Consider the following 19562-nt stretch of genomic DNA (forward strand, 5'->3'; position numbering starts at 1 on the left):
CTCCATTCGCCGCCTCTAGTGCACCATGCTAGTGCCGCGCCAGTTCCCACCGGGTTCCTTAACGGCCTACCCGCCCGGCCACCATTCCAACGATCGAGGTGACCTCCGGGATACGCATCCTGTGGGCGACGAGCAGATACAGGGCTCCGCCGAGCCCGCCGCCGACGGACAGAATGATCAGTGAGTTGATCAGGCTCAGGGCCCCGAACAGCTCCTGGACCCCCCAGACGGCCCCCAGAGCCACGACCGCCGTGGGCAGCGCGGCGATGTACATCCTGGTCAGCGCCGAGCCCACGGTCCAACCGCCGAGACCCTGCACACGGCGGCTGGCCATCGTCCAGGCCACGATTGCGCCCAGGGCGTAAGCCACCGCGTAGGCGAAGGCCAGCCCCATGACCACGTACGCGGCGGGCAGCGTGTAGTAGGCCACCAGCATGAGCACCGCGTTGACCGCGGTCGTGCCCGCGCCGACGAAGACGGGGGTGCGGGTGTCGCCGAAACTGTAGAAGACGCGCAGCAGCAGCTGGAAGATCGAGAACGGCACCAGCGCCAGGCCGAAGACCTGCAGCACGTTGCCGATGTAGACGGCGTTCTCCGGAGCCGAGGCGCCGTGCCCGAAGATCAGCACGGTGATCGCAGGGCCGAGCACCATGAGCAGCAGCGAGATCGGCACCATGACGGAGGCGACCAGCCGTACCCCTGAGCCGAACTCGGAGCGGACGTCGTCGAGCCTGCCCTCGCCCACGGCCCTGCTCATCCTGGGCAGCATGGCGGTGATGACGGAGACGCCGATGATGCCGTAGGGCAGCTGGAACAGCTGGAACGCGAAGTTGTACGGCGTGAGGCCGTGATCCTTGACCGCCGCTCCCGCCGCGGTGGCCAGGTTCGTGGTGAGGACGAGGCCGAGCTGCGTGACCACCACGTAGCCGATCGTCCAGATGCCCGCCCTCCCCATCTCGCCGAGCCTGGCGTTGCGCACGTCGAAGCGGAGCCTGAAGGAGAAGCCCGCCCGCTTGAGCGCCACGATGAGCACGAGGGCCTGGGCGACGATTCCCGCCGTCGTGCCGAGGCCGAGCAGCGCGAGTTCGGAGGTGGTGACCTTGGAGATGTCGCCTCGGCCCGTGCTGACGACGATGTAGGCCAGCAGCACGCCGATGACGACCAGGTTGTTGAGAACCGGCGCCCACATCGGGGCGGCGAACCTGTCGCGGGTGTTGAGGATCGCGCCGGCGATCGCGCCGACCCCGAAGAAGGCCAGCTGCGGCAGGATGAACCTGGCCAGGGAGACCGCGACGTCGAACTCCCGCGAGCCTGGCCGCCAGTTGGTGTACAGATCGATCAGCAGCGGAGCGGCCAGCACCGCGAGCACCGCCACGACGGTGAGGGCGACCGTCGAGATGGTGAGCAGGCGCTGCTCGTAGGCCCTGCCGCCGTCGGGGTCCTGCTGCTGGGCCCGCACGATCATCGGCACCACCACGCTGCTGAGCACGCCGAGGATCAGCAGGTCGAGGATGCTGTAGGGGATGGTGTAGGCGGCCTGGTAGGCGTCGCCCATCAGAGCGGTGCCGATCGCGGCGGCCAGGATGATCGTGCGCACGAAACCCGTGACCCTGGACACCATCGTGCCTGCGGCCATGATCGCGCTCGCCCGCAACATTCGGCTCATACGCGCTCGTTCTCCCTAACCTTCGCCGTCTTCGCCAGTCGCCGCTGCGACCTGCGCCGCAAGATGCGCATCGCCACCGCGGCCAGCATGACGGACAGCGCCGCCCCGGTGATGACCAGGGCGATTCCCGTGTAGCCGGTCGTCCTGATCCTGAGCTTCTGCGGTGTGTCGTAGGCCTTGCCGTCCAGCGTGCGCAGCCGGACCGTCACCGTGGAGTCGCCGCTCGCCTTCGAGCGCATCTTGACCTGGATCGTGCGGATCTGCCCCGGGCCGATGTCGAGCCGCTGGGGCTTGTCGTCGCTGACGATCTTCAGCGCGTCGGGGTTGTCGGGGGAGACGTCCACCATCAGGGAGATCGCCTCCTTCCGCGCGTTCTTCACGCTGATCGGGATCTGACCCTCTTCACCGGCCAGCGCCCGTGTCCTGTCGGTGATGGTGACGAGGCCGAGATCGTCCTCGACGGCCTGGTCGACCTGCTTGACCTCCCTGCTGCCCGTGCCGGTCTTGGTGCGCCACGCGGAGGAGGTCAGGCGCAGCACCGCCCTGTCGAAGTCGGAGGGTCGGTGGTCGGTGGTGATCGAGGAGGTCAGCTGCGCCTTGCCCACCACCCGCCTGACCGAGTCGAGGTATTTCTTGCTGAGCTCGGCCTTGCGGTCCTCGTCGGTGTAGACCAGGCCCGAACGCGGAGTGGCGGCCTTGCCCGGCTTGATCGAGTCGAGCGGGACGCTGGTGAGCCAGGGCAGCCCCTGCGCGGTCTTCAGCAGGTTCATGACGTGCGTGGGGTTGGGGTTCCAGCGCCGCGCGGGCGCCACCACCAGCGAGCGGGGCGTCGTGACGCCGGGCTCGGCGGCGATGAGGGCGCTCTCCGCCACGAACCGCTGCTTCTGCAGCGTGGAGGAGCCTGCCACCCCTGGTTCGAGCTCGAGCGTACGGCTGAGCCCTGGCTCGGCCAGCAGGGCGGTGACGGGACCCGAGACGCTGTTGATCGTCGCCGCGGCGTCGGGGGTGGTGGTCACGGGAGGGTCGGGCGGCAGGTTGTCGGCGTTGAGCAGGACGGTCGACACCTTGCTGACCGTGAGCAGGTCGAGCGCGTCGTCGTCGATCTTGCCCGCGACAGGCCAGGCGATCGAGGTGGGCACGTCCTGCTTGAGCAGTTCCCTGGCGGTGGAGCCCCCGATCGTGACGGCCTTGTCGGTCACCCCGTCGATCCCCTGGTGGGCCAGGGCCGCCACGTCGGGGTCGGCGTACGGCGTGGCCACCACCTTCTGACCGGCCAGCGCCGTGCGCAGCTGGTCGAGCCACTGGCGCGCGCTGGCGTCGGCGGGGCGGTGGGTCTTGTCGCCCGACTTGGGACGCACCTCGTGCGCCCTGGTCATCGCCAGCACGTCGTCGAGCAGCGCGGGATCGACGAACCAGGTGGCGTTCTTGGGCTTGGACTGGGCGATGCGCAGCAGGTCGGCGAGGCGGCCGTTGCCGAGCAGCGAGGTGCGCAGGGTCTCGTCGATGAAGATGGAGTCGTCGCTGCGGTGCGGCTGGTCGATGATCGGCAGCGCGAACGCCACCTTGGTCTTCGGGATCGGGGGAGTGGTCGGCGGCGCGTAGGTCAGGAAGGTGCGCACCTTGGTGACCGGCTGCCAGTTGTTCAGCACCTCCACGCCCAGCGGGTAGACGCCGAACCGCCTCACCGTGAGCGCCGCGGGCGTCGTGACCAGCTCGAAAGGCGCCGACCCGCCCGCCGCGAGAGAGGGAATGGTGATCGTGGAGGTGAGCGAGGCGTACTCGGCGACGGGACCGCCCGCGAGGTAGGCCTCCATGGCCGCCCTGTCGGCGAACGGCTGCCTGGGGAGCCACAGCCGGATGACCACAGGACCCATGGGCGTCGTGCCGGCGTTGGTGACCTTGCCGGAGACCTTGATCTCATCGGTGAGCCCGCTCGGCACGTCCGGCGTGATCGACTCGATGGTCAGCTTCGCCTGCTGCGCGTTGACAGGCGCGGCGGCAGCCGTGCTCGCCGTCGTCACGACCGAGGGGGTGAGCAACGCGGCGATGAGGACGGAGAGGAGCGTGGCCTTACGGATCACGCGTCTGCCCGAGGAGGAGTTCGACGCACGCCCGCCATGGTACGGGCTCAGTGCCGGACCGCGACCGCCTCCCGGGCTTCTGCGGGGAGTTCGATGGTCCTGCTGGGCAGGGATCGCAGCAGGTCGAGCGAGTGCAGACGCAGCGCGGTACGGCGCTCGCCCGTGGGGGTGAAAAGGAAGCCCCCGTCGCCCGTGAGCCGGTCGTCGACGAGGAGGGGAAGGTCGCGGGGGAGCAGCAGCGGGGAGACGAGCCCCGCCGCGTAGTCGGTGGTGGCGTTGACCACGAAGGCGGGGGCCGGCCGTACGCTCCTGACCCTGAGCAGCCTGCCGACCTGGCCAGGAGAGGGCGGGTGGGCGACGGTGGAGACGAAGGCGACCACCTCGCGGCCCAGTCTGGCGCGTGCCTCGAACACCGTCACCGCCACGCACCGCTCGGGCTCGGCGCCGATCGTCGCGGGCAGTTCCTCCGCGCACTTCATGGGGCGCGGAAGGCGTACGATCTCATGATGGACCTGGTGTGCGAGGAGCCAGCGGTGGATCGCGAGAGCGTCCTTCATAGATGAGCTCCTAGCCTCGTTCCATGGGCCCCCGACGGTCTCTGACCGACGGTAACCCGGACCCTGTGTGGCTCGGGGGATATGTTCCGCAATCAGAAGGACCTATGCAGCTTGTCCGACTCAATTGAGATCTCCCGCAAGATCGCGCCAGTGGCGAACGAGCTCGGCGAGCTGTTCGCCGCTCGAGGGCACGAGCTAGCCCTGGTGGGCGGGTCGGTGCGCGACATACTGCTGGGCCGTATCGGCAACGACCTCGACCTGACCACCGAAGCCAGGCCCGAAAGGGTGCTGGAGCTGGTCAGAGACTGGGCCGACTCGGTCTGGACGATCGGCATCGACTTCGGCACCGTCGGCGTGCGCAAGGGCGGCTGGCTGCTGGAGATCACCACCTACCGCAGCGAGTCCTACGACCCCAAGTCGCGCAAGCCCGAGGTCATGTACGGCGAGACCCTCGAGGCCGACCTGGAGCGCCGAGACTTCGCGGTCAACGCGATGGCGGTGCGGCTGCCCACGCACGAGTTCGTCGATCCCTACGGCGGCATGCGCGACCTGGCGGCGGGCTTGCTGCGCACGCCAGGCACGCCCGAGCAGTCCTTCGACGACGATCCGCTGCGCATGCTGCGCGCCGCGCGCTTCGCCTCGCAGCTGGGCTTCACGGTCGCTCCTGAAGCGATCGCCGCGATGACCGCGATGGCCGAGCGCATCGAGATCGTCTCCGCCGAGCGGATCCGCGACGAGCTCGACAAGCTGATCTGCGGCGCGCACCCGCGTGAGGGCCTGCGCCTGCTCGTCGACACGGGCCTGGCCGCCCACGTCCTGCCCGAGCTGCCCAAGCTCAGGCTGGAGATCGACGAGCACCACCGGCACAAGGACGTCTACGAGCACACGCTGATCGTGCTGGAGCAGGCCATCGCCCAGGAGGAGGACGGCAAGCCCGACCGCATCCTGCGCTGGGCCTCGCTCATGCACGACGTGGGCAAGCCGAAGACACGCCGCCACGAGGAGGGCGGCAGGGTCTCCTTCCACCACCACGAGGTGGTCGGCGCGCAGATGACCAAGAAGCGCATGTCGGAGCTGAAGTTCCCCAAGGACGTCGTCTCCGACGTCGCCCGCCTGGTCGAGCTGCACCTGCGCTTCCACGGCTACGGCACCGGCGAGTGGACCGACAGCGCGGTGCGCCGCTACGTGCGTGACGCGGGGCCGCTGCTCGACCGGCTGCACAAGCTGACCAGGGCCGACTGCACCACCCGCAACAAGCGCAAGGCGCAGGCGCTCTCCCGCACCTACGACCAGCTCGAGGAGCGCATCTCCAAGTTGGCCGACGAGGAGGAGCTGGCCAAGATCAGGCCCGAGCTCGACGGCAACGAGATCCAGCGGATCCTCGGCGTCGGCCCGGGGCCCGTGATCGGCAAGGCCTACAAGTTCCTGCTGGAGCTGCGCCTCGACAAGGGCCTCATCGGCAAGGACGCCGCTACTGAGGCTCTGCTGGCGTGGTCACGCGAGTCGGCGTGACCATCCGGTAGACCACCGCGCCGAGCAGGTAGCCGATCGTGATGATCGCGACGGCTACCAGCGACTTGCCGTTGGCGGGCAGGATCGCCGCGGCCAGCGCCGCCGCCAGCACGTACATGCCGTTGAACAGCATGTCGTAGATGGAGAAGGCCCTGCCGAGGTAGGCGTCCTCGACATCGCGCTGGACGCTGGTGTCGGCGCAGATCTTGACGCTCTGGCCGGTCACGCCGAGCACGAAGCCGGCGATCCACAGCCCCCACGGCTGGAAGGGGATGACCAGGATCGCGGTCAGCACGCCGGCCGTGACCAGCATGATCGGCACCCAGCGCTCGATGGTGAAGCGGTCGGTGGCCCACGGAGTGATGATCACCGCGAGGCCGTAGCCGACGGCGGAGGTCGCCACCACGACGCTGACGCCTGACAGCGCGGCCTCGGCGTCGCCGTTGGTGAAGTAGTAGCGGTAGAGGATGATCCCCATCGCGGTCGCCAAGCCGTACATGAAGCGGTGTGTCGCCATCGCGCCCATCGCCGCCGCGGCGGCGCGGTGGTGGATCAGGTGCCTGGCGCCGTCGGCGAGCCCGGTGACCACGTTGCGCATGGCCTCGCGGGCCTGCGGGCGGTCGGGGTCGTAGGAGGGGCCGAGCAGGTCGCGGTGCATCGTGCGGGCGATCAGCGCGCTCAGCCCGAACACCACGCCCGAAGTGGCCAGCAGCAGCGCGGTGCCGGCCGCCTCGCTGCCGAACACCGAGCGCAGCAGCATGCCGAACCCGACGCCGACGAAGGTGACGACCGTGCCGGAGGTGGGCGTGACGGCGTTGGCCATCATGAGCTGGTCGCGCGGCACGACATGGGGGAGCGAGGCGCCGAGGGAGGCGAGGAAGAACCTGTTGACGCCGAGGACGGCGAGCGCGACCGCGTAGAAGAACTCGTCCGGCAGGCCCGTGGCCACGAAGGTCGCCGCGACCAGCAGCAGGGCGCCGCGCACGATCGGCGCGACGACGAGGATCTGCCGGCGCGACCATCTGTCGATGAAGACGCCGACGAAGGGGCCGAGCACGCTGTACGGCAGCAGCAGCACCGCCAGGCCGATCGCCACCTGGAGGGCGGTCGTCTGCTTCTCGGGGCTGAAGAAGGCGAAACCCACGACGCCGAACTGGAAGATCCCGTCGGAGAACTGCGAGACCAGCCGGGTGGAGAACAACCGTCTGAAGTCGCGCCCCTTCAGGACCGTGCGGAGATCGGCGGCATAAGACACGACGTCAGCCTAGCCGCCGTCCACGGTCCGAACATCGGGGTCAACCCTGAGATAGCTGGTGTGACAGGTAGGCAAAAGTGTTCCAGGGATACGTCATGATCACGTACGCTACTTTCTGTGACCTCTGACGAACACGTGGTGCTGGTCGACAGCGAGGGAAACGCGATCGGCACGGCGCCCAAGACGTCGGTGCACGGCCCGGACACCCCTCTCCACCTGGCGTTCTCGAGCTATGTCTTCGACCAGAACGGGCGGGTGCTGCTGTCCAGGCGGGCCTCCCACAAGATCACCTGGCCGGACGTGTGGACCAACAGCTGCTGCGGCCACCCGCTGCCGGGCGAGCCGCTCGGCGACGCCGTGCTGCGCAGGCTGTCCTACGAGCTCGGCCTGGTCGTGGAGAGCGTCGACCTGGTGCTGCCGCGCTTCTCCTACCGGGCGGTGATGGGCAACGGCATCGTGGAGCACGAGCTCTGCCCGGTCTACCGGGTGCTGACCACGGCCGCCGCCAGGCCGAACCCCGACGAGGTGGGGGAGGTGCTGTGGATGCCGTGGAAGGAGTTCACCTCGGGCGTGATGTCGGGCCTGCTCGCCATCTCGCCGTGGTGCCGCGACCAGGTGCCGCTCCTCGACGACCTCGGCGCCGACCCGCTCACGTGGCCGTCGGCCCCCGTCGCCGACCTGCCGCCCGCCGCCCGCGGCTGACCCGCCGCCCCGGCTTCTCGCGTGGCGAGGCCGTCACGGCGAGACGTCGGCCCCTGGGTGATTCCAGCCACGCAAGCCCCAGGATGGGTCACACCACGGACGAACGCCGACGTCTCGCCGTTGGAGAGAGCACCCCGTGCCGCTGGAGTAGCGCACGGAGAGGGACCTCGACCAGCGGGAGACGTCGGCGCTTACGTCGGCGTGCCGTACGGGATGTCTATCGAGAGACCTCGCCGCGGATGAACTTCTCGACGTAGTCGCGCGCCTCGTCGTCGGAGTACTGCTCCGGCGGCGACTTCATGAAGTAGGACGAAGCCGACAGGATCGGTCCCGCGATCCCACGGTCCATCGCGATCTTCGCGGCGCGCACGGCGTCGATGATGATGCCGGCCGAGTTCGGCGAGTCCCAGACCTCGAGCTTGTACTCCAGGTTCAGCGGGGTGTCGCCGAAGGAGCGGCCCTCGAGGCGGACGTAGGCCCACTTGCGGTCGTCCAGCCACGGCACGTGGTCGGACGGGCCGATGTGCACGTCGGCCTTGGCCATCTCGTGCGGGATCTGCGAGGTGACCGACTGGGTCTTGGACACCTTCTTGGACTGGAGGCGCTTGCGCTCCAGCATGTTCATGAAGTCCATGTTGCCGCCGAAGTTGAGCTGGTACGTGCGCAGCAGCTCGACCCCGCGGTCCTCGAACAGCTTGGCCATGACGCGGTGCGTGATCGTGGCGCCGACCTGCGACTTGATGTCGTCACCGACGATCGGGACGCCGGCCTCCTCGAACTTCGCCGCCCACTCGGGGTCGGAGGCGATGAACACGGGAAGCGCGTTGACGAAGCCGACCTTCGCGTCGATCGCGCACTGCGCGTAGAAGCGGTCCGCCTCCTCCGAACCCACAGGCAGGTAGGAGACCAGGACGTCCACCTTCGCGTCCTTCAGAACCTGGACGACGTCCACCGGCTGCTCGTCGGACTCCTCGATGATCTCGCGGTAGTACTCGCCGAGACCGTCGAAGGTGTGCCCGCGCTGGACGATGACACCGGTCGGCGGCACATCCGTGATCTTGATCGTGTTGTTCTCGCTCGCCACGATCGCCTCGGACAGGTCGCGCCCGACCTTCTTGGCGTCCACGTCGAAGGCGGCGACGAACTCGATGTCGCCGACGTGGTACTCACCGAACTTGACGTGCATCAGACCCGGCACTCGTGTGTCCGGGTCGGCGTCCTTGTAGTAGTGAACGCCCTGAATCAGCGACGTCGCGCAGTTGCCGACACCGACAACGGCTACGCGTACCGAACCCATCGCACTCGCTCCTTACTCATCTGATGACATATCTTTCGCGGGCTCTTGCGACGCCCTGCGTTCTGTGGCGATCAGCTCGTTCAGCCAACGCACCTCGCGTTCCACCGACTCCAGACCATGACGCTGCAGCTCGAGGGTGTAGCTGTCGAGCCGCTCCCTCGTTCGGGCGAGCGCGGTGCGGACGCCGTCGAGTCGTTCTTCCAGCCGGCTGCGACGTCCTTCGAGGATGCGCAGCCGTACCTCGGCCTCTGTGTGGCGGAAGAAGGCGAAGTGGACGCCGAAGCTCTCGTCCTCCCACGCGGAAGGGCCCGCCTGGGTCAGCAACTCCTGCAGCCGCTCCTTGCCCTCCGCGGTGAGCTTGTAGACGATCTTCGATCGCCCCGTGACCGCGGTGGGGTGCTCCTCCGCGATGAGCCCCTGCTCGAGCAGCGACTTCAGGCACGGGTAGAGCGAGCCGTAGGAGAAGGCCCTGAACATACCCAGCAGGGCGTTGAGCCGTTTGCGCAGCTCATAGCCGTGGAGCGGGGTTTCGTGCAGCGACCCGAGCACGGCCAGTTCCAGGACTCTGCCCTGCCCGCTGGCCAATGGAACCGCCCCCTCTCGCGTCGATGTATCGAGTCGATACATCCTGATGATACGTCGCCGCGCTATATCGCTGCAATTAATGGTTTTGCCAAGAGGTTGGGAGCAATCGGTAAAAAGCCGTAGTCTGGCGCGCATGTGGTCACAGAGGAGGGTGGTGGACTACGGGCTGGCGAAGCGCGCGGCACTGCGCCCACGCCCTTCAGGCCGTGCTTCCGCCCGGGAGATCTGTGACGCACAGCCCTGTCTCCTTCGCGCCGCCCGGCACTTCGGTGGATCGACCGAACGCCCCTGCCCGGTGTGCGAGAGGAAGAACGTCACCAACGTGACCTATGTCTACGGGGATTCCCCGGGGCGACATGCCGGTCGGGCAAAGCCCACGTCAGAGCCCCGCGACATGGCCCATGATTACGTGGAGTTCCGGGTCTACGCGGTCGAGGTCTGTCAAGGTTGTTCCTGGAACCACCTGACCGTCTCCAACGTCCTCGGCAACGGACCGCCCGACACCGTCGGCACCACCTGAACCGAGGACGGCGCCCGCCGTGCACGACGACGACGATGCGAGGACGTGTTGAGTAACAGCAGCTATGGCTCCGAACCGAACGGACGCACACCGCGCCCCGAGGGGACGGCTCGCCAGGGAAGGCGCCGTCGCTCGAGTTCTGTGCCCGCCTCGCAGCCGCCGCAAACCGGCTGGGGCACCGCCCGCCGTCCCGAGGCCGCCTACGAGCAGACCGGGGCCATGGACGCGCAGCCGCCCGCCCCCTCAGGTCCTCAGCGATCTCCCGGCAGGCAGGGCCCGTCAGGTCCGCAGCCCACGTGGCAGCCGTCGGGCCCGCAGCAGGCGCCGCCTCAGCAGACCGCGCAGTACCCCACCGGTGGCCCGGCCACCCGCAGCCGTGCCATGGAGGAGACCATGGCGGGCGGTCCCGCCCCTCGCCGCTCCCGTGGTGGACGCGGACCGCGCGGCCCCGAGGGCCCGGGCCGTGGCGGTGGTGGCGGCGGCGGTGGTGAAGGCAAGGGCGGCCGCGGCTGGAAACGGTTCATCCCGAACTGGAAGATCGTCATGGCGGGCATGGTCGTGGTCGCGGCCGGCGTCTTCGCCATGATCTGGGTCGGCTACGCCAACACGCCCCTGCCCACGGCGGCGCAGGTGGAGGCGACGGCTCAGGAAAGCATCATCTACTACAACGACGGCAAGACCGAGATCGCCCGCTGGGGAACGCCCCGCAGGAACGTCGACATCAGCGACATCAACGACGCTGTGAAGGACGCCACGGTCGCGATCGAGAACAAGACCTTCTACGAGGACGCCGGCATCTCGCTCTCCGGCATGGCGCGCTCGGTGTGGAGCACCGCGACGGGCCAGCAGCTCCAGGGCGCCTCCACCATCACCCAGCAGATGGCCCGGAACTACTACCAGGGCCTCAGCCAGGAGCAGACCATCGAGCGGAAGATCAAAGAGATCTTCGTCGCGGTCAAGCTGAACAAGGAGCTTTCGAAGGAGCAGATCCTTCAGAACTACCTCAACACCGTCAACTTCGGACGTGCCTACGGCATCGAGGCGGCAGCCGAGGCGTACTTCGGCAAGGGCAAGAGGGCCAGCAACGTCACACCCGCGGAGGCGGCCTACCTGGCGGCCCGCATCCAGCAGCCCAACTGGGAAATCAACGACCCGAGGCTGAAACACCGCTGGAAGACGGTCATCGACTACATGGCCCAGCAGTTCCCGCAGAAGTACGCCAGCCTGCCCACGACGGCCAAGTACCCCCAAGTCGATGCCGCCAGCAAGAAGAACGAGCTCGCCGGGGTCAAGGGCTACATGGTCGAGGCGGCCCTGGCGGAGCTGAAGGAGAAGTACCAGATCTCCAGCGACGAGGTCGAGCGCAGTGGCTACAGGATCACCACGACGTTCGACAGAAAGCTCATGAAGGACGCCAAGGTTGCGGCCGAGGGCGTCCTGAAGAGAATGTCCAAGGAGTACCACGCGGGTCTGGCTGCGGTTGACAATAAGACGGGCCGGGTCCTCGCCTTCTACGGCGGCAGCAACTACCTGACCGACCCGTGGAACGACGCCTTCAAGTCCTACAAGCAGGCGGCCTCCGCGTTCAAGCCGTACGTGCTCGCCGCCTGGCTCGACGCCGGCTACAGCCTCAACAGCTACGTCCCCGGCAACGAGACCGTGCCCAAGGTGATCCCCGGCCAGCAGCCCGGCGGTTACCGCAACAGCCACAACGTGGGCCCCGCCGTCGACGTCGTGAAGGCCACCGCCGACTCCGTCAACACCGCCTACGTCTCCATGGCCTACAAACTCCCTGGTCAGCTCGAGGACGTCAAGCGGATCGCCGTGGAGGCCGGCCTCGGCGAGAAGCGGATGGAACAGGACATCAAGGACCACACCTACGGCTTCTCGATCGGCTCGGCCCTGGTGTCGCCCGTCGAGCAGGCTGCGGGATACTCGATCTTCGCCAACGGCGGCAAGCACATCGACTACCACGTGATCCAGAAGGTCGACACCGCCGACAAGACTCCGGTCGTGCGCGAGAGGCAGACGCCCCGCAAGGTGATCTCGGCCGAGGCCGCCGCCGACGCCACCGTCGCGATGCAGGCGGTGCTGAAGAACGGCACCGCCGCAGGAAAGGGCCTGGGCTCCAGGCCCGCCGCAGGCAAGACGGGCACCAACAACGACGAGAAGGAAGCCTGGTTCGTCGGCTACACCCCGCAGATCTCCACCGCGGTCGGCTTCTACCGCGAGGAGTGCAGGACGAAGTCGGGCAAGGTCGTCCCGCCCAAGCACTCCAACTGCCCGTGGTCCGACGGCAAGAAGAACTCCAAGTACTCCATGCAGAAGCCCTACACCAGTGCCTACGAGGTGAGCCTGGGCTTCGAGGGCGCTGGTCCGCCCACCGAGGTGTGGCGCGCCTTCATGCTCGCCGCGCACGAGGGCAAGGAGATCGAGCAGTTCCCGACCAAGGCGAGCATCGGCCAGCCCGAGAACATCGTCACCAAGCCCACGCCCACCCCGAAGCCGACGCCGAGCAACCCGTTCGGCACGCCCGAGGACCCGTGGGGCAACGACGACACCGACTGCGGCCTGCTCGGCTGTGGCGAGGGCGACAGCGACAGCGACGGGCTGCCCGAGGACGGCACCACCGACGCCGACAGGCTCGGTGACGTCGGCCAGGAGGAGGACCCGATGGGCGGCGGCTCCGTCGTTCCTGACCCCATGGCCGACCCCGCCAGGCGCGACCAGGAATGACGCGGCCCTTGCTGACGGCACGGCTGGTGCCGTACCTGCCCCTGGGGTTGTTCGCGGCCCTGGGAGCGGTTCTCGCCTACGTGTGGAAGCTGCCCTGCAGGACGGGTGGCTGGAACAACTCCATCCAGACGTACGCGAACTTCTGCTACACCGACATCTACCCGCTCTACTTCGACCGGAAGCTGGTCACGGAGAACCCCTACTTCGCCGACGTGGCGTTCGAGAAGCAGGTGGAGTACCCGGTCGTGCTCGGCGAGGTGATGCAGGTCATCGCCTGGGTGGCGCGCTGGCTGGCGCCGCCCGCCGATTCGAGCCAGGCCGCCTTGGACGGGGCCGCGGCGGCGCAGGCCGTCTACTTCTACGACATCACGGTGGTCCTGCTCGGGCTCTGCCTGGTGGTGGGGGTGCTGCTGATGGCCGCGGTCGCGGGGCCCTCACGCCGGTGGGACGCGCTGTGGTACGCGCTGGCACCCGCCGTGATCCTCGCCGCCTACGTCAACTGGGACCTCGTCGCCGGTGCGCTGTCCATGGGCTTCCTGCTGGCGTGGTCGCGGGGACGTCAGGTGGCCGCGGGCGTGCTGCTCGGCCTGGCCATCGCCACGAAGTTCTATCCGCTGATGTTCGTGGGCGCGCTGTTCCTGCTCACGCTGCGCACCTGGAAGTGGCGGCCGTTCCTGGTCTCGATGGCCGCGGCCGTGGCCGCGTGGCTCGTCGTCAACGTGCCGTTCATGCTGCTGGCATGGGACGGCTGGCGCCGCTTCTACGTCTTCTCCCAGGAGCGCGGCATCGACTGGGGCTCGCCGTGGTTGTTCTTCGAGCGCAAGGGCTGGCCGATCCTCGGCACGATGGACCCGAGCCTGCTCGGCATGCTCTCGCTGGGACTGCTCTGCCTGGGCATCGCGGTGCTGACGATGCTCGCGCCGCAGCGGCCGCGCCTGGCGCAGATCTGCTTCCTGGCGCTGGCGGCGTTCATGATGACGAACAAGGTGTGGTCGCCGCAGTTCGTGCTGTGGCTGGTGCCGTTCGCCGTGCTGGCCAGGCCCAACTGGAAGCCGCTGGCGCTCTGGCAGGTCGCCGAGGTCTGGTACTTCTTCGCGATCTGGCTCTACCTGCTCTACCAGGACGAGTCGAGCAGGCATCTGGGCATCGGTGACGACGTCTACTTCACCGCCGTCTGGGGCCGCGTCATCACGATCCTGATCATGATGGCCTTCGTGGTGCGCGACATCCTCCGTCCCGACAAGGACGTCGTACGGCAGGCGGGCATCGACGACCAGGGTGGCGGCGTCTTCGATCGGGCACCCGACAGGTTCTCCCTCGCCTGATGCGGGCTCTGGGCGTCTGGACCGGCTCCCGCCTGGGGCTCCTGCTCGTCAGCCTGATGGCCGTGCCGTGGCTGGTCGGCGGGCGCGACTACCTGTCCAGGTGGAAGCAGTGGGACGCCAGCCTGTTCGTCACCATCGCCCAGTACGGCTACAGGGGCGATCCGGCGCAGGCGCGCGATCCCGGGCTCCCCGCGTTCTTCCCGGGGATGCCCGCCGTGCTCAGGCTCGTCCATCTGGTGGTGGACGACTGGGCGCTGTGCGGGCTGCTCATCTCGCTGGTGGCGGGCGGGGTGGCGGCGGTGGCGCTGGCCAGACTGGCCGAGTTCGAGGGCGGCTCGGGCGAGCTGGCCGTCGTGGCGATGGTGCTGTTCCCCACTGCGGTCTTCCTCGCCGCGGGCTACAGCGAATCCCTCTTCCTGGCGTTCGCCGTCCCCGCGTGGCTGGCCGCGCGAAGGAGGCAGTGGCCGCTGGCCGTCCTGCTGGCGGCGGGGGCGTCGAGCATCCGCATCACCGGCCTGTTCCTGGCGGTCGCGCTGATCGTGGAGTTCGCGTTCAGCAGGCCCCACAAGCGGGACCTGCCGTGGCTGGTCATCCCGTTCGTGCCGCTGATCGCCTACTCCTGGTACCTGCGCGGTCTCACCGGCGACTGGCTGGCGTGGAAGCACGCCCAGGAGGCGGGCTGGGGCAGGGAGCTGGTCTGGCCGTGGCGGGCGTGGCAGACGACGTGGGAGTCGGCGATGACCGCGGGGGAGTCCGCCGTCGCCTTCAGGATGGAGATCGCGGGGGCGGTGGTGGCCGTCGCCGTCCTGGTCTGGCTGCTGGCCACGCGCAGGTGGAGCGAGTTCGTCTACTGCGGGCTGCAGGCGGGCGCGCTGCTGACCTCGGCCTACTACCTGTCCGTGCCGCGCTCGCTGCTGCTGTGGTTCCCGCTGTGGGTGCTGATCGCCAGGCTGCCCGTTCGATGGATCATCGGGTACGGCCTGCTTCTCGGCCCGCTGATGGTGCTGAACGCCCTGCGCTTCCTCACCGGCGCCTGGGCCGGCTGAGATCTTTACCCACTTCCGCCGCGAAGTAATCCATGGAAGTTATCCACAGGCTGTGTATTTCCCTTAGAGATTCTTCCTGAGGAAGGCGATGTCATCGGCTTGACCTGCGAATGGCGTCTCCACGATGATCGGCGCGCCCGCCCTGCGGCACACCTCGAGGATCAGCTCGGAGTCGATCTGGCCCTGGCCCAGGTTGGCGTGCCGGTCGGCGCCCGAGTCGAAGGCGTCGCGCGAGTCGTTGCAGTGGACCAGGTCGATGCGGCCGGTGATGGCCTTGACCCTGTCGACGACGTCCACGAGCTCCTCGCCGCCCGCGTGGGCGTGGCAGGTGTCGAGGCAGAACCCCACGTCGAACCCGTCGAGCGCGTCCCACAGCCTGGCGATCCTGTCGAGCCTGCGGGCCACGGCGTTGTCGCCGCCCGCGGTGTTCTCGATCAGGACGGGGATGGGGCAGTCCATCCGCTCGAACACCTTGCGCCAGTTGTCGAAGCCGATCTGCGGGTCCTCGTCCTTGTTGAGGTGGCCGCCGTGGACGATCAGGCCCTTGGCGCCGAGGCTCGCGGCCGCCTTGAGGTGCTGCTCCAGCAGCTTGCGGCTGGGAATCCTGATGCGGTTGTTGGTGGTGGCCACGTTGATCAGGTAGGGCGCGTGGATGTAGACGTCGACGCCCTCGACGGGCTTGTCCGGCAGGACGGGGGCCTTGTAGCCCTGCGGGTCGCCGAGGAAGAACTGCACGATCTCCGCGTCGCGTTCGGCCGCGTGGGCGGCGGGATCGTCCTGATCGACATGAGCTCCGATGCGCACCATGCGATCCACAGTATCCGTTTGCCGGGCACGCAAAAGGGCAGTCGAGGCGCAGCCCCCCGACGATAGGAGCGCGAGAGATGTCTCGCTATCGCATAGGTAGCTTCCTGTTCCTGATCTACATCCTGGTCGGCCTCTACGTGGCCTGGATCTACGACTACATCACCCCCGCCCTGCTCAAGGACGTGGCCGAAGCGCTGCTCGCCACCTTCCTGTGGTTCGTCATCCTCCTCGGCGGAGACCTCCACGTAGGCTAGAACGCTCATAAACGCTCATAATCCTCACTTACACACAAAAAGCTTCAGAAGACATTCGTTTCCTCTCTAGCTAGCGGACATCGGGCTCCCGTATCCATGTCGTGGTCCAGAACGACAGAGGAGCCCGATGACCCCGCCCCCCATCTCCAGACGCGCCCTTCTCGGCGGTACCGCAGGCGCCGCGGCGCTGCTGGCCCTGCCACCGGGCATGCGCGCGGCGCTGGCCGCCCCCGTCCAGCCAGGCTCGCTGCAGGACGTCGAGCACGTGGTGATCTTCATGCAGGAGAACCGCGCCTTCGACCACTACTTCGGAACGCTCCAGGGCGTGCGCGGCTTCGGCGACAGGGCAGCCGTCAGAGGCGTCAACGGCCGCTCGATCTTCCACCAGCCCGACCCCACCAAGCCCGAGGGCTACACGCTGCCGTTCGCGATGAACGCCGCCCACACCAGGGCCTACCGGTCGGGCGCGCCCGCCTTCGGCTACGTCGACACCCTGCCCCTGTGGAACGAGGGGCTCGGCGACGGCTACGTGACCAGACGCGGCAGCGGCTGGCTCGGCCAGGGCTTCTACGAGCCCGCCGACATGCCGTTCTACAACGCGCTCGCCTCGCTGTTCACGATCTGCGACCAGTACCACGCCTCGGTGCAGTGCAACACCAACACCAACCGCGACCACTTCATGACGGGCACCAGCGGCGGCACGGTCCGCGACCTGCCCGTCACCAACAACAGCTACATCCCGGGCGGGTACGAGTGGACCACCTACGCCGAACGGCTGCAGGCCGCGGGCGTCAGCTGGAAGACCTACCAGGCCAAGGACAACTACGACGACAACGCCCTCGCCTGGTTCGCCCCCTTCCAGAAGGCCAAGCCGGGCGAGCCGCTCCATGACAGGGGCATGGCCAGGGTCGGAACCACTGGCGACGGTCACGCGATGGGCGACGCGCTGGTGCGGGCCTTCGCCGGGGACGTCGCCTCGGGCGCGCTGCCGCAGGTGTCGTGGATCGTCGCCCCCGAGGCGCTGTCGGAGCACGCCAGCTGGGCGCCGCCGGACGGCGAGCACCTGACCGCCAGGCTCATGAACGCGGTCGCCGAACATCCCGAGGTGTGGGCCAGGACCGTCTTCATCCTCAACTACGACGAGCACGGCGGCTTCTTCGACCACTGCCTGCCGCCGGTGCCGCCGCCGGGCGCGGGGAGGGGAGCCAGCACGGTCTCCACGGACGGCGAGCTGGTCATGCGCGTGGCCAAGGGGTCGAGCAGCTACTTCAGGGTCGTCAACCACGAGGGTCGTTACAAGGTCGACGGCGCGTGGTCCGACACGCTGCCCGACGGCGAGAGCGTGATCTCAGGCCCCCACACCATGGGCCTGGGCGTACGGGTGCCGATGATCGTGGTCTCGCCGTGGACCAGGGGCGGGGTGGTCGACTCGACCGTCTACGACCACACCTCGACGCTGCGCTTCCTCGAGCGGCGCTTCGGCGTCGCCGAACCCAACATCAGCCCGTGGCGCAGGGCCGTCACAGGCGACCTGATGTCGGTGTTCGACTTCTCGGGCCAGGACCCCGTGTGGCCGCGGGTCCCCGACACCTCGGGCAACAGGCAGAAGGTCGTCGACTCGGAGAAGCGGCCCTCGCCTTCCGTGCCCAGCCCCCAGGTCTTCCCCCGGCAGCAGCGGGGGACGAGGACGCAGCGGCCGCTGCCGTACCGACTGGCCGTGACGCCCGCCGTCGAGGAGGGGAGGGTCACGCTGACCTTCGCCAACTCGGGGACGCTCGCGGCGGTCTTCCACGTCTATCCCGAACCGGGCGTGCTGCCGCGCTTCTACACCGTCGAGCCCGGCAGGTCGCTGTCCGACGGCTGGGAGTTCGGCGAGAGCGGCTACGACCTGCGCGTCCACGGGCCCAACGGGTACCTGTGGCACTTCAGGGGCGGACGCTCGGAGGGCGTCGACGTCACCTTCGAAGGGCCACGGCGCATCGAGGTGCGCAACAGGGACAAGACGCGGCGCACCGTCCTCGTCGGAGACCTGGCGTACGGCGCGGGCGTGCGCGAGGAGCGCGTCCAGGGGCACGCCAAGCGCATATTCCGGCTGGAGGAGCCCGCCGAAGGCTGGTACGACCTCGCGGTCGGCGTCTCCGACGACCCCTTCTTCCTGCGTCGCCACGCAGGCAAGGTGCCCGGCGACGGCCAGGGCGTCACCGACCCCGCGATGGGGCTGCCCGACGCGCTGACCGCCGCGCTCAGGCTCGCGCCGGCGTCCACGACGATCGACGAGCCAGGCGTACGGCCGGGCAGGCCCACCACCGTGACGCTCACCCTGACGGCCGCCGAGGCCGTCTCGCAGGTCGAGGCGCGGTTGCGGGTGCCGGAGGGATGGACGGCGACTCCCTCGCAGGCCGTACCGGAGACGCTGGAAGCGGGCGCGAGCGCGCGGGCGACCTGGGAGGTCACCGCCCCCGCGACCCTGACGGACACCACACCCCTGCGCCTGCTGGCGGTGGTACGGGGACGCACACCTTCCAGGTACGTCCTGGCCGAGGGCGAGGTGGCGGCCCGCGTGTTCGCCTCGCCGACAGGCCACCTCCTCGGCGAGGACTTCGAGTCGCTGGAGCCCAGGCTCGGACCCTCGCTCGACAGGCCGGCCGCCGCCGGCCTGGTCGGCTGGACGGCCGCCGCACCCGAGGGCTGGAGCGTGGTGAACGCGCCGACCATGCCGCAGGGCACGCGCGACCTGCAGGGCTGGACGTTCATGACCAAGCGCATGTGGGCGACGGGCGGCCAGGAGCGCGCCGACTTCTCTCGCGGCCTCGGCGTCCTGGCCGTGGCAGACCCCGACGACTGGGACGACAAGGGATCCCCCTCGTCCAAGGGCAGGTTCGACTCCACGCTGGTCTCACCCCCTGTGCCGATCCCCTCAGGCGCGACGACCCTGCACCTCGGCTTCGAGTCGCACTACCGGCAGGAGAGCCCCCAGCAGGCCAGCGTCACGGCGGTCTTCAGCACGGGGGAGGAGCGGCGGCTGCTGCTGTACGGCAGCGCCGCCTCAGGCACCGACAACGCGGGCGCGGACGCCAAGAACCGCCTGGTGACGAAGGAGATCGCCGTTCCCGCGGGCGCCACCTCTGTCACCCTCAGGTTCCGCGTGTTCGACGCGGGCAACAACTGGTACTGGGCGATCGACAACGTCCGCCTGGACGTGAAGCCCATCCGCTGACC

At 68.6% G+C, this 19562-nt stretch carries 15 protein-coding genes; 8 read left to right on the forward strand and 7 right to left on the reverse strand.

Annotated elements, in window-relative coordinates:
* Window positions 1-58: 58 nt before the first annotated feature.
* Genes murJ through ABFX50_RS27920 form a run of 3 tightly spaced genes read right to left on the reverse strand, consistent with a single transcriptional unit; the run spans window position 59 to window position 4304 of the window.
* Window positions 59-1666 (reverse strand): murein biosynthesis integral membrane protein MurJ, encoded by a 1608-nt coding sequence (gene murJ / locus ABFX50_RS27910; protein ID WP_346150295.1) that lies wholly within the window; start codon window positions 1664-1666, stop codon window positions 59-61.
* Entirely contained in the window at window positions 1663-3747 is a 2085-nt protein-coding gene (locus ABFX50_RS27915; protein ID WP_346150297.1) for a DUF6049 family protein, read from the reverse strand. The genes murJ and ABFX50_RS27915 overlap by 4 nt, the downstream gene beginning before the upstream one ends.
* A gap of 47 nt (window positions 3748-3794) precedes the next feature.
* Entirely contained in the window at window positions 3795-4304 is a 510-nt protein-coding gene (locus ABFX50_RS27920) for a YbaK/EbsC family protein (protein ID WP_346150299.1), read from the reverse strand.
* Between the two features lie 81 nt (window positions 4305-4385).
* On the opposite strand from ABFX50_RS27920, the gene ABFX50_RS27925 reads away from it, so the two are divergent.
* Window positions 4386-5816: a CCA tRNA nucleotidyltransferase gene (locus ABFX50_RS27925; protein WP_346150301.1), complete on the forward strand. Its 1431-nt coding sequence runs from the start codon at window positions 4386-4388 to the stop codon at window positions 5814-5816.
* On the opposite strand, the gene ABFX50_RS27930 is transcribed toward ABFX50_RS27925, so the two are convergent.
* The gene (locus ABFX50_RS27930) at window positions 5776-7071 is read right to left on the reverse strand and encodes an MFS transporter (protein ID WP_183653196.1); all 1296 of its coding nucleotides are present in this window, start codon (window positions 7069-7071) and stop codon (window positions 5776-5778) included. The genes ABFX50_RS27925 and ABFX50_RS27930 overlap by 41 nt on opposite strands.
* Window positions 7072-7188: 117 nt before the next feature.
* Here ABFX50_RS27930 and idi point away from each other — a divergent pair, with 117 nt between their 5' ends.
* Window positions 7189-7773, forward strand: a complete 585-nt coding sequence (gene idi / locus ABFX50_RS27935; RefSeq protein WP_183653200.1) for an isopentenyl-diphosphate Delta-isomerase — start codon at window positions 7189-7191, stop codon at window positions 7771-7773.
* Between the two features lie 217 nt (window positions 7774-7990).
* On the opposite strand, the gene ABFX50_RS27940 is transcribed toward idi, so the two are convergent.
* Both ABFX50_RS27940 and ABFX50_RS27945 read right to left on the reverse strand, forming a co-directional pair.
* Window positions 7991-9070 carry an inositol-3-phosphate synthase gene (locus tag ABFX50_RS27940; RefSeq protein ID WP_183653202.1) on the reverse strand — a complete coding sequence of 360 codons (1080 nt, stop codon included), beginning with the start codon at window positions 9068-9070 and terminating at the stop codon, window positions 7991-7993.
* A gap of 12 nt (window positions 9071-9082) precedes the next feature.
* A complete protein-coding gene (locus ABFX50_RS27945) occupies window positions 9083-9655 on the reverse strand; it encodes a PadR family transcriptional regulator (RefSeq protein ID WP_183653205.1) in 573 nt (190 codons plus the stop codon).
* A gap of 133 nt (window positions 9656-9788) precedes the next feature.
* Between ABFX50_RS27945 and ABFX50_RS27950 the strand changes: the two genes are divergently transcribed.
* The 4 genes from ABFX50_RS27950 (at window position 9789) to ABFX50_RS27965 (ending at window position 15282) form a co-directional block, all read left to right on the forward strand.
* Entirely contained in the window at window positions 9789-10175 is a 387-nt protein-coding gene (locus ABFX50_RS27950; RefSeq protein WP_346150305.1) for a DUF5318 family protein, read from the forward strand.
* A gap of 141 nt (window positions 10176-10316) precedes the next feature.
* Window positions 10317-12911, forward strand: coding sequence for a transglycosylase domain-containing protein (locus tag ABFX50_RS27955; RefSeq protein WP_346150307.1), 2595 nt, complete (start codon window positions 10317-10319; stop codon window positions 12909-12911).
* A complete protein-coding gene (locus ABFX50_RS27960; RefSeq protein WP_346150309.1) occupies window positions 12908-14236 on the forward strand; it encodes a glycosyltransferase family 87 protein in 1329 nt (442 codons plus the stop codon). The genes ABFX50_RS27955 and ABFX50_RS27960 overlap by 4 nt, the downstream gene beginning before the upstream one ends.
* Window positions 14236-15282: a mannosyltransferase family protein gene (locus ABFX50_RS27965; RefSeq protein WP_346150311.1), complete on the forward strand. Its 1047-nt coding sequence runs from the start codon at window positions 14236-14238 to the stop codon at window positions 15280-15282. Before ABFX50_RS27960 ends, ABFX50_RS27965 begins: the two co-directional genes overlap by 1 nt.
* Window positions 15283-15345: 63 nt before the next feature.
* Here the strand turns inward: ABFX50_RS27965 and ABFX50_RS27970 are convergent, their stop codons facing one another.
* Window positions 15346-16089: a deoxyribonuclease IV gene (locus tag ABFX50_RS27970; protein ID WP_346150313.1), complete on the reverse strand. Its 744-nt coding sequence runs from the start codon at window positions 16087-16089 to the stop codon at window positions 15346-15348.
* Window positions 16090-16166: 77 nt separating this feature from the next.
* Here ABFX50_RS27970 and ABFX50_RS27975 point away from each other — a divergent pair, with 77 nt between their 5' ends.
* A complete protein-coding gene (locus tag ABFX50_RS27975) occupies window positions 16167-16343 on the forward strand; it encodes a hypothetical protein (protein ID WP_183653220.1) in 177 nt (58 codons plus the stop codon).
* 127 nt (window positions 16344-16470) lie between these two features.
* The gene (locus tag ABFX50_RS27980; protein ID WP_346150315.1) at window positions 16471-19560 is read left to right on the forward strand and encodes a phosphocholine-specific phospholipase C; all 3090 of its coding nucleotides are present in this window, start codon (window positions 16471-16473) and stop codon (window positions 19558-19560) included.
* The last annotated feature ends 2 nt before the right edge of the window (window positions 19561-19562 follow it).

It is taken from the genome of Nonomuraea recticatena (genome assembly GCF_039533245.1).
GTDB lineage: Bacteria > Actinomycetota > Actinomycetes > Streptosporangiales > Streptosporangiaceae > Nonomuraea > Nonomuraea roseola.

Coding starts and splice junctions, on each gene's coding strand:
- murJ (WP_346150295.1), bottom strand. CDS start 1,666: ATGAGCCGAATGTTGCGGGCGAGCGCGATCATGGCCGCAGGCACGATG.
- ABFX50_RS27920 (WP_346150299.1), bottom strand. CDS start 4,304: ATGAAGGACGCTCTCGCGATCCACCGCTGGCTCCTCGCACACCAGGTC.
- ABFX50_RS27925 (WP_346150301.1), top strand. CDS start 4,386: ATGTTCCGCAATCAGAAGGACCTATGCAGCTTGTCCGACTCAATTGAG.
- ABFX50_RS27940 (WP_183653202.1), bottom strand. CDS start 9,070: ATGGGTTCGGTACGCGTAGCCGTTGTCGGTGTCGGCAACTGCGCGACG.
- ABFX50_RS27950 (WP_346150305.1), top strand. CDS start 9,789: ATGTGGTCACAGAGGAGGGTGGTGGACTACGGGCTGGCGAAGCGCGCG.
- ABFX50_RS27960 (WP_346150309.1), top strand. CDS start 12,908: ATGACGCGGCCCTTGCTGACGGCACGGCTGGTGCCGTACCTGCCCCTG.
- ABFX50_RS27965 (WP_346150311.1), top strand. CDS start 14,236: ATGCGGGCTCTGGGCGTCTGGACCGGCTCCCGCCTGGGGCTCCTGCTC.
- ABFX50_RS27970 (WP_346150313.1), bottom strand. CDS start 16,089: ATGGTGCGCATCGGAGCTCATGTCGATCAGGACGATCCCGCCGCCCAC.
- ABFX50_RS27975 (WP_183653220.1), top strand. CDS start 16,167: ATGTCTCGCTATCGCATAGGTAGCTTCCTGTTCCTGATCTACATCCTG.
- ABFX50_RS27980 (WP_346150315.1), top strand. CDS start 16,471: ATGACCCCGCCCCCCATCTCCAGACGCGCCCTTCTCGGCGGTACCGCA.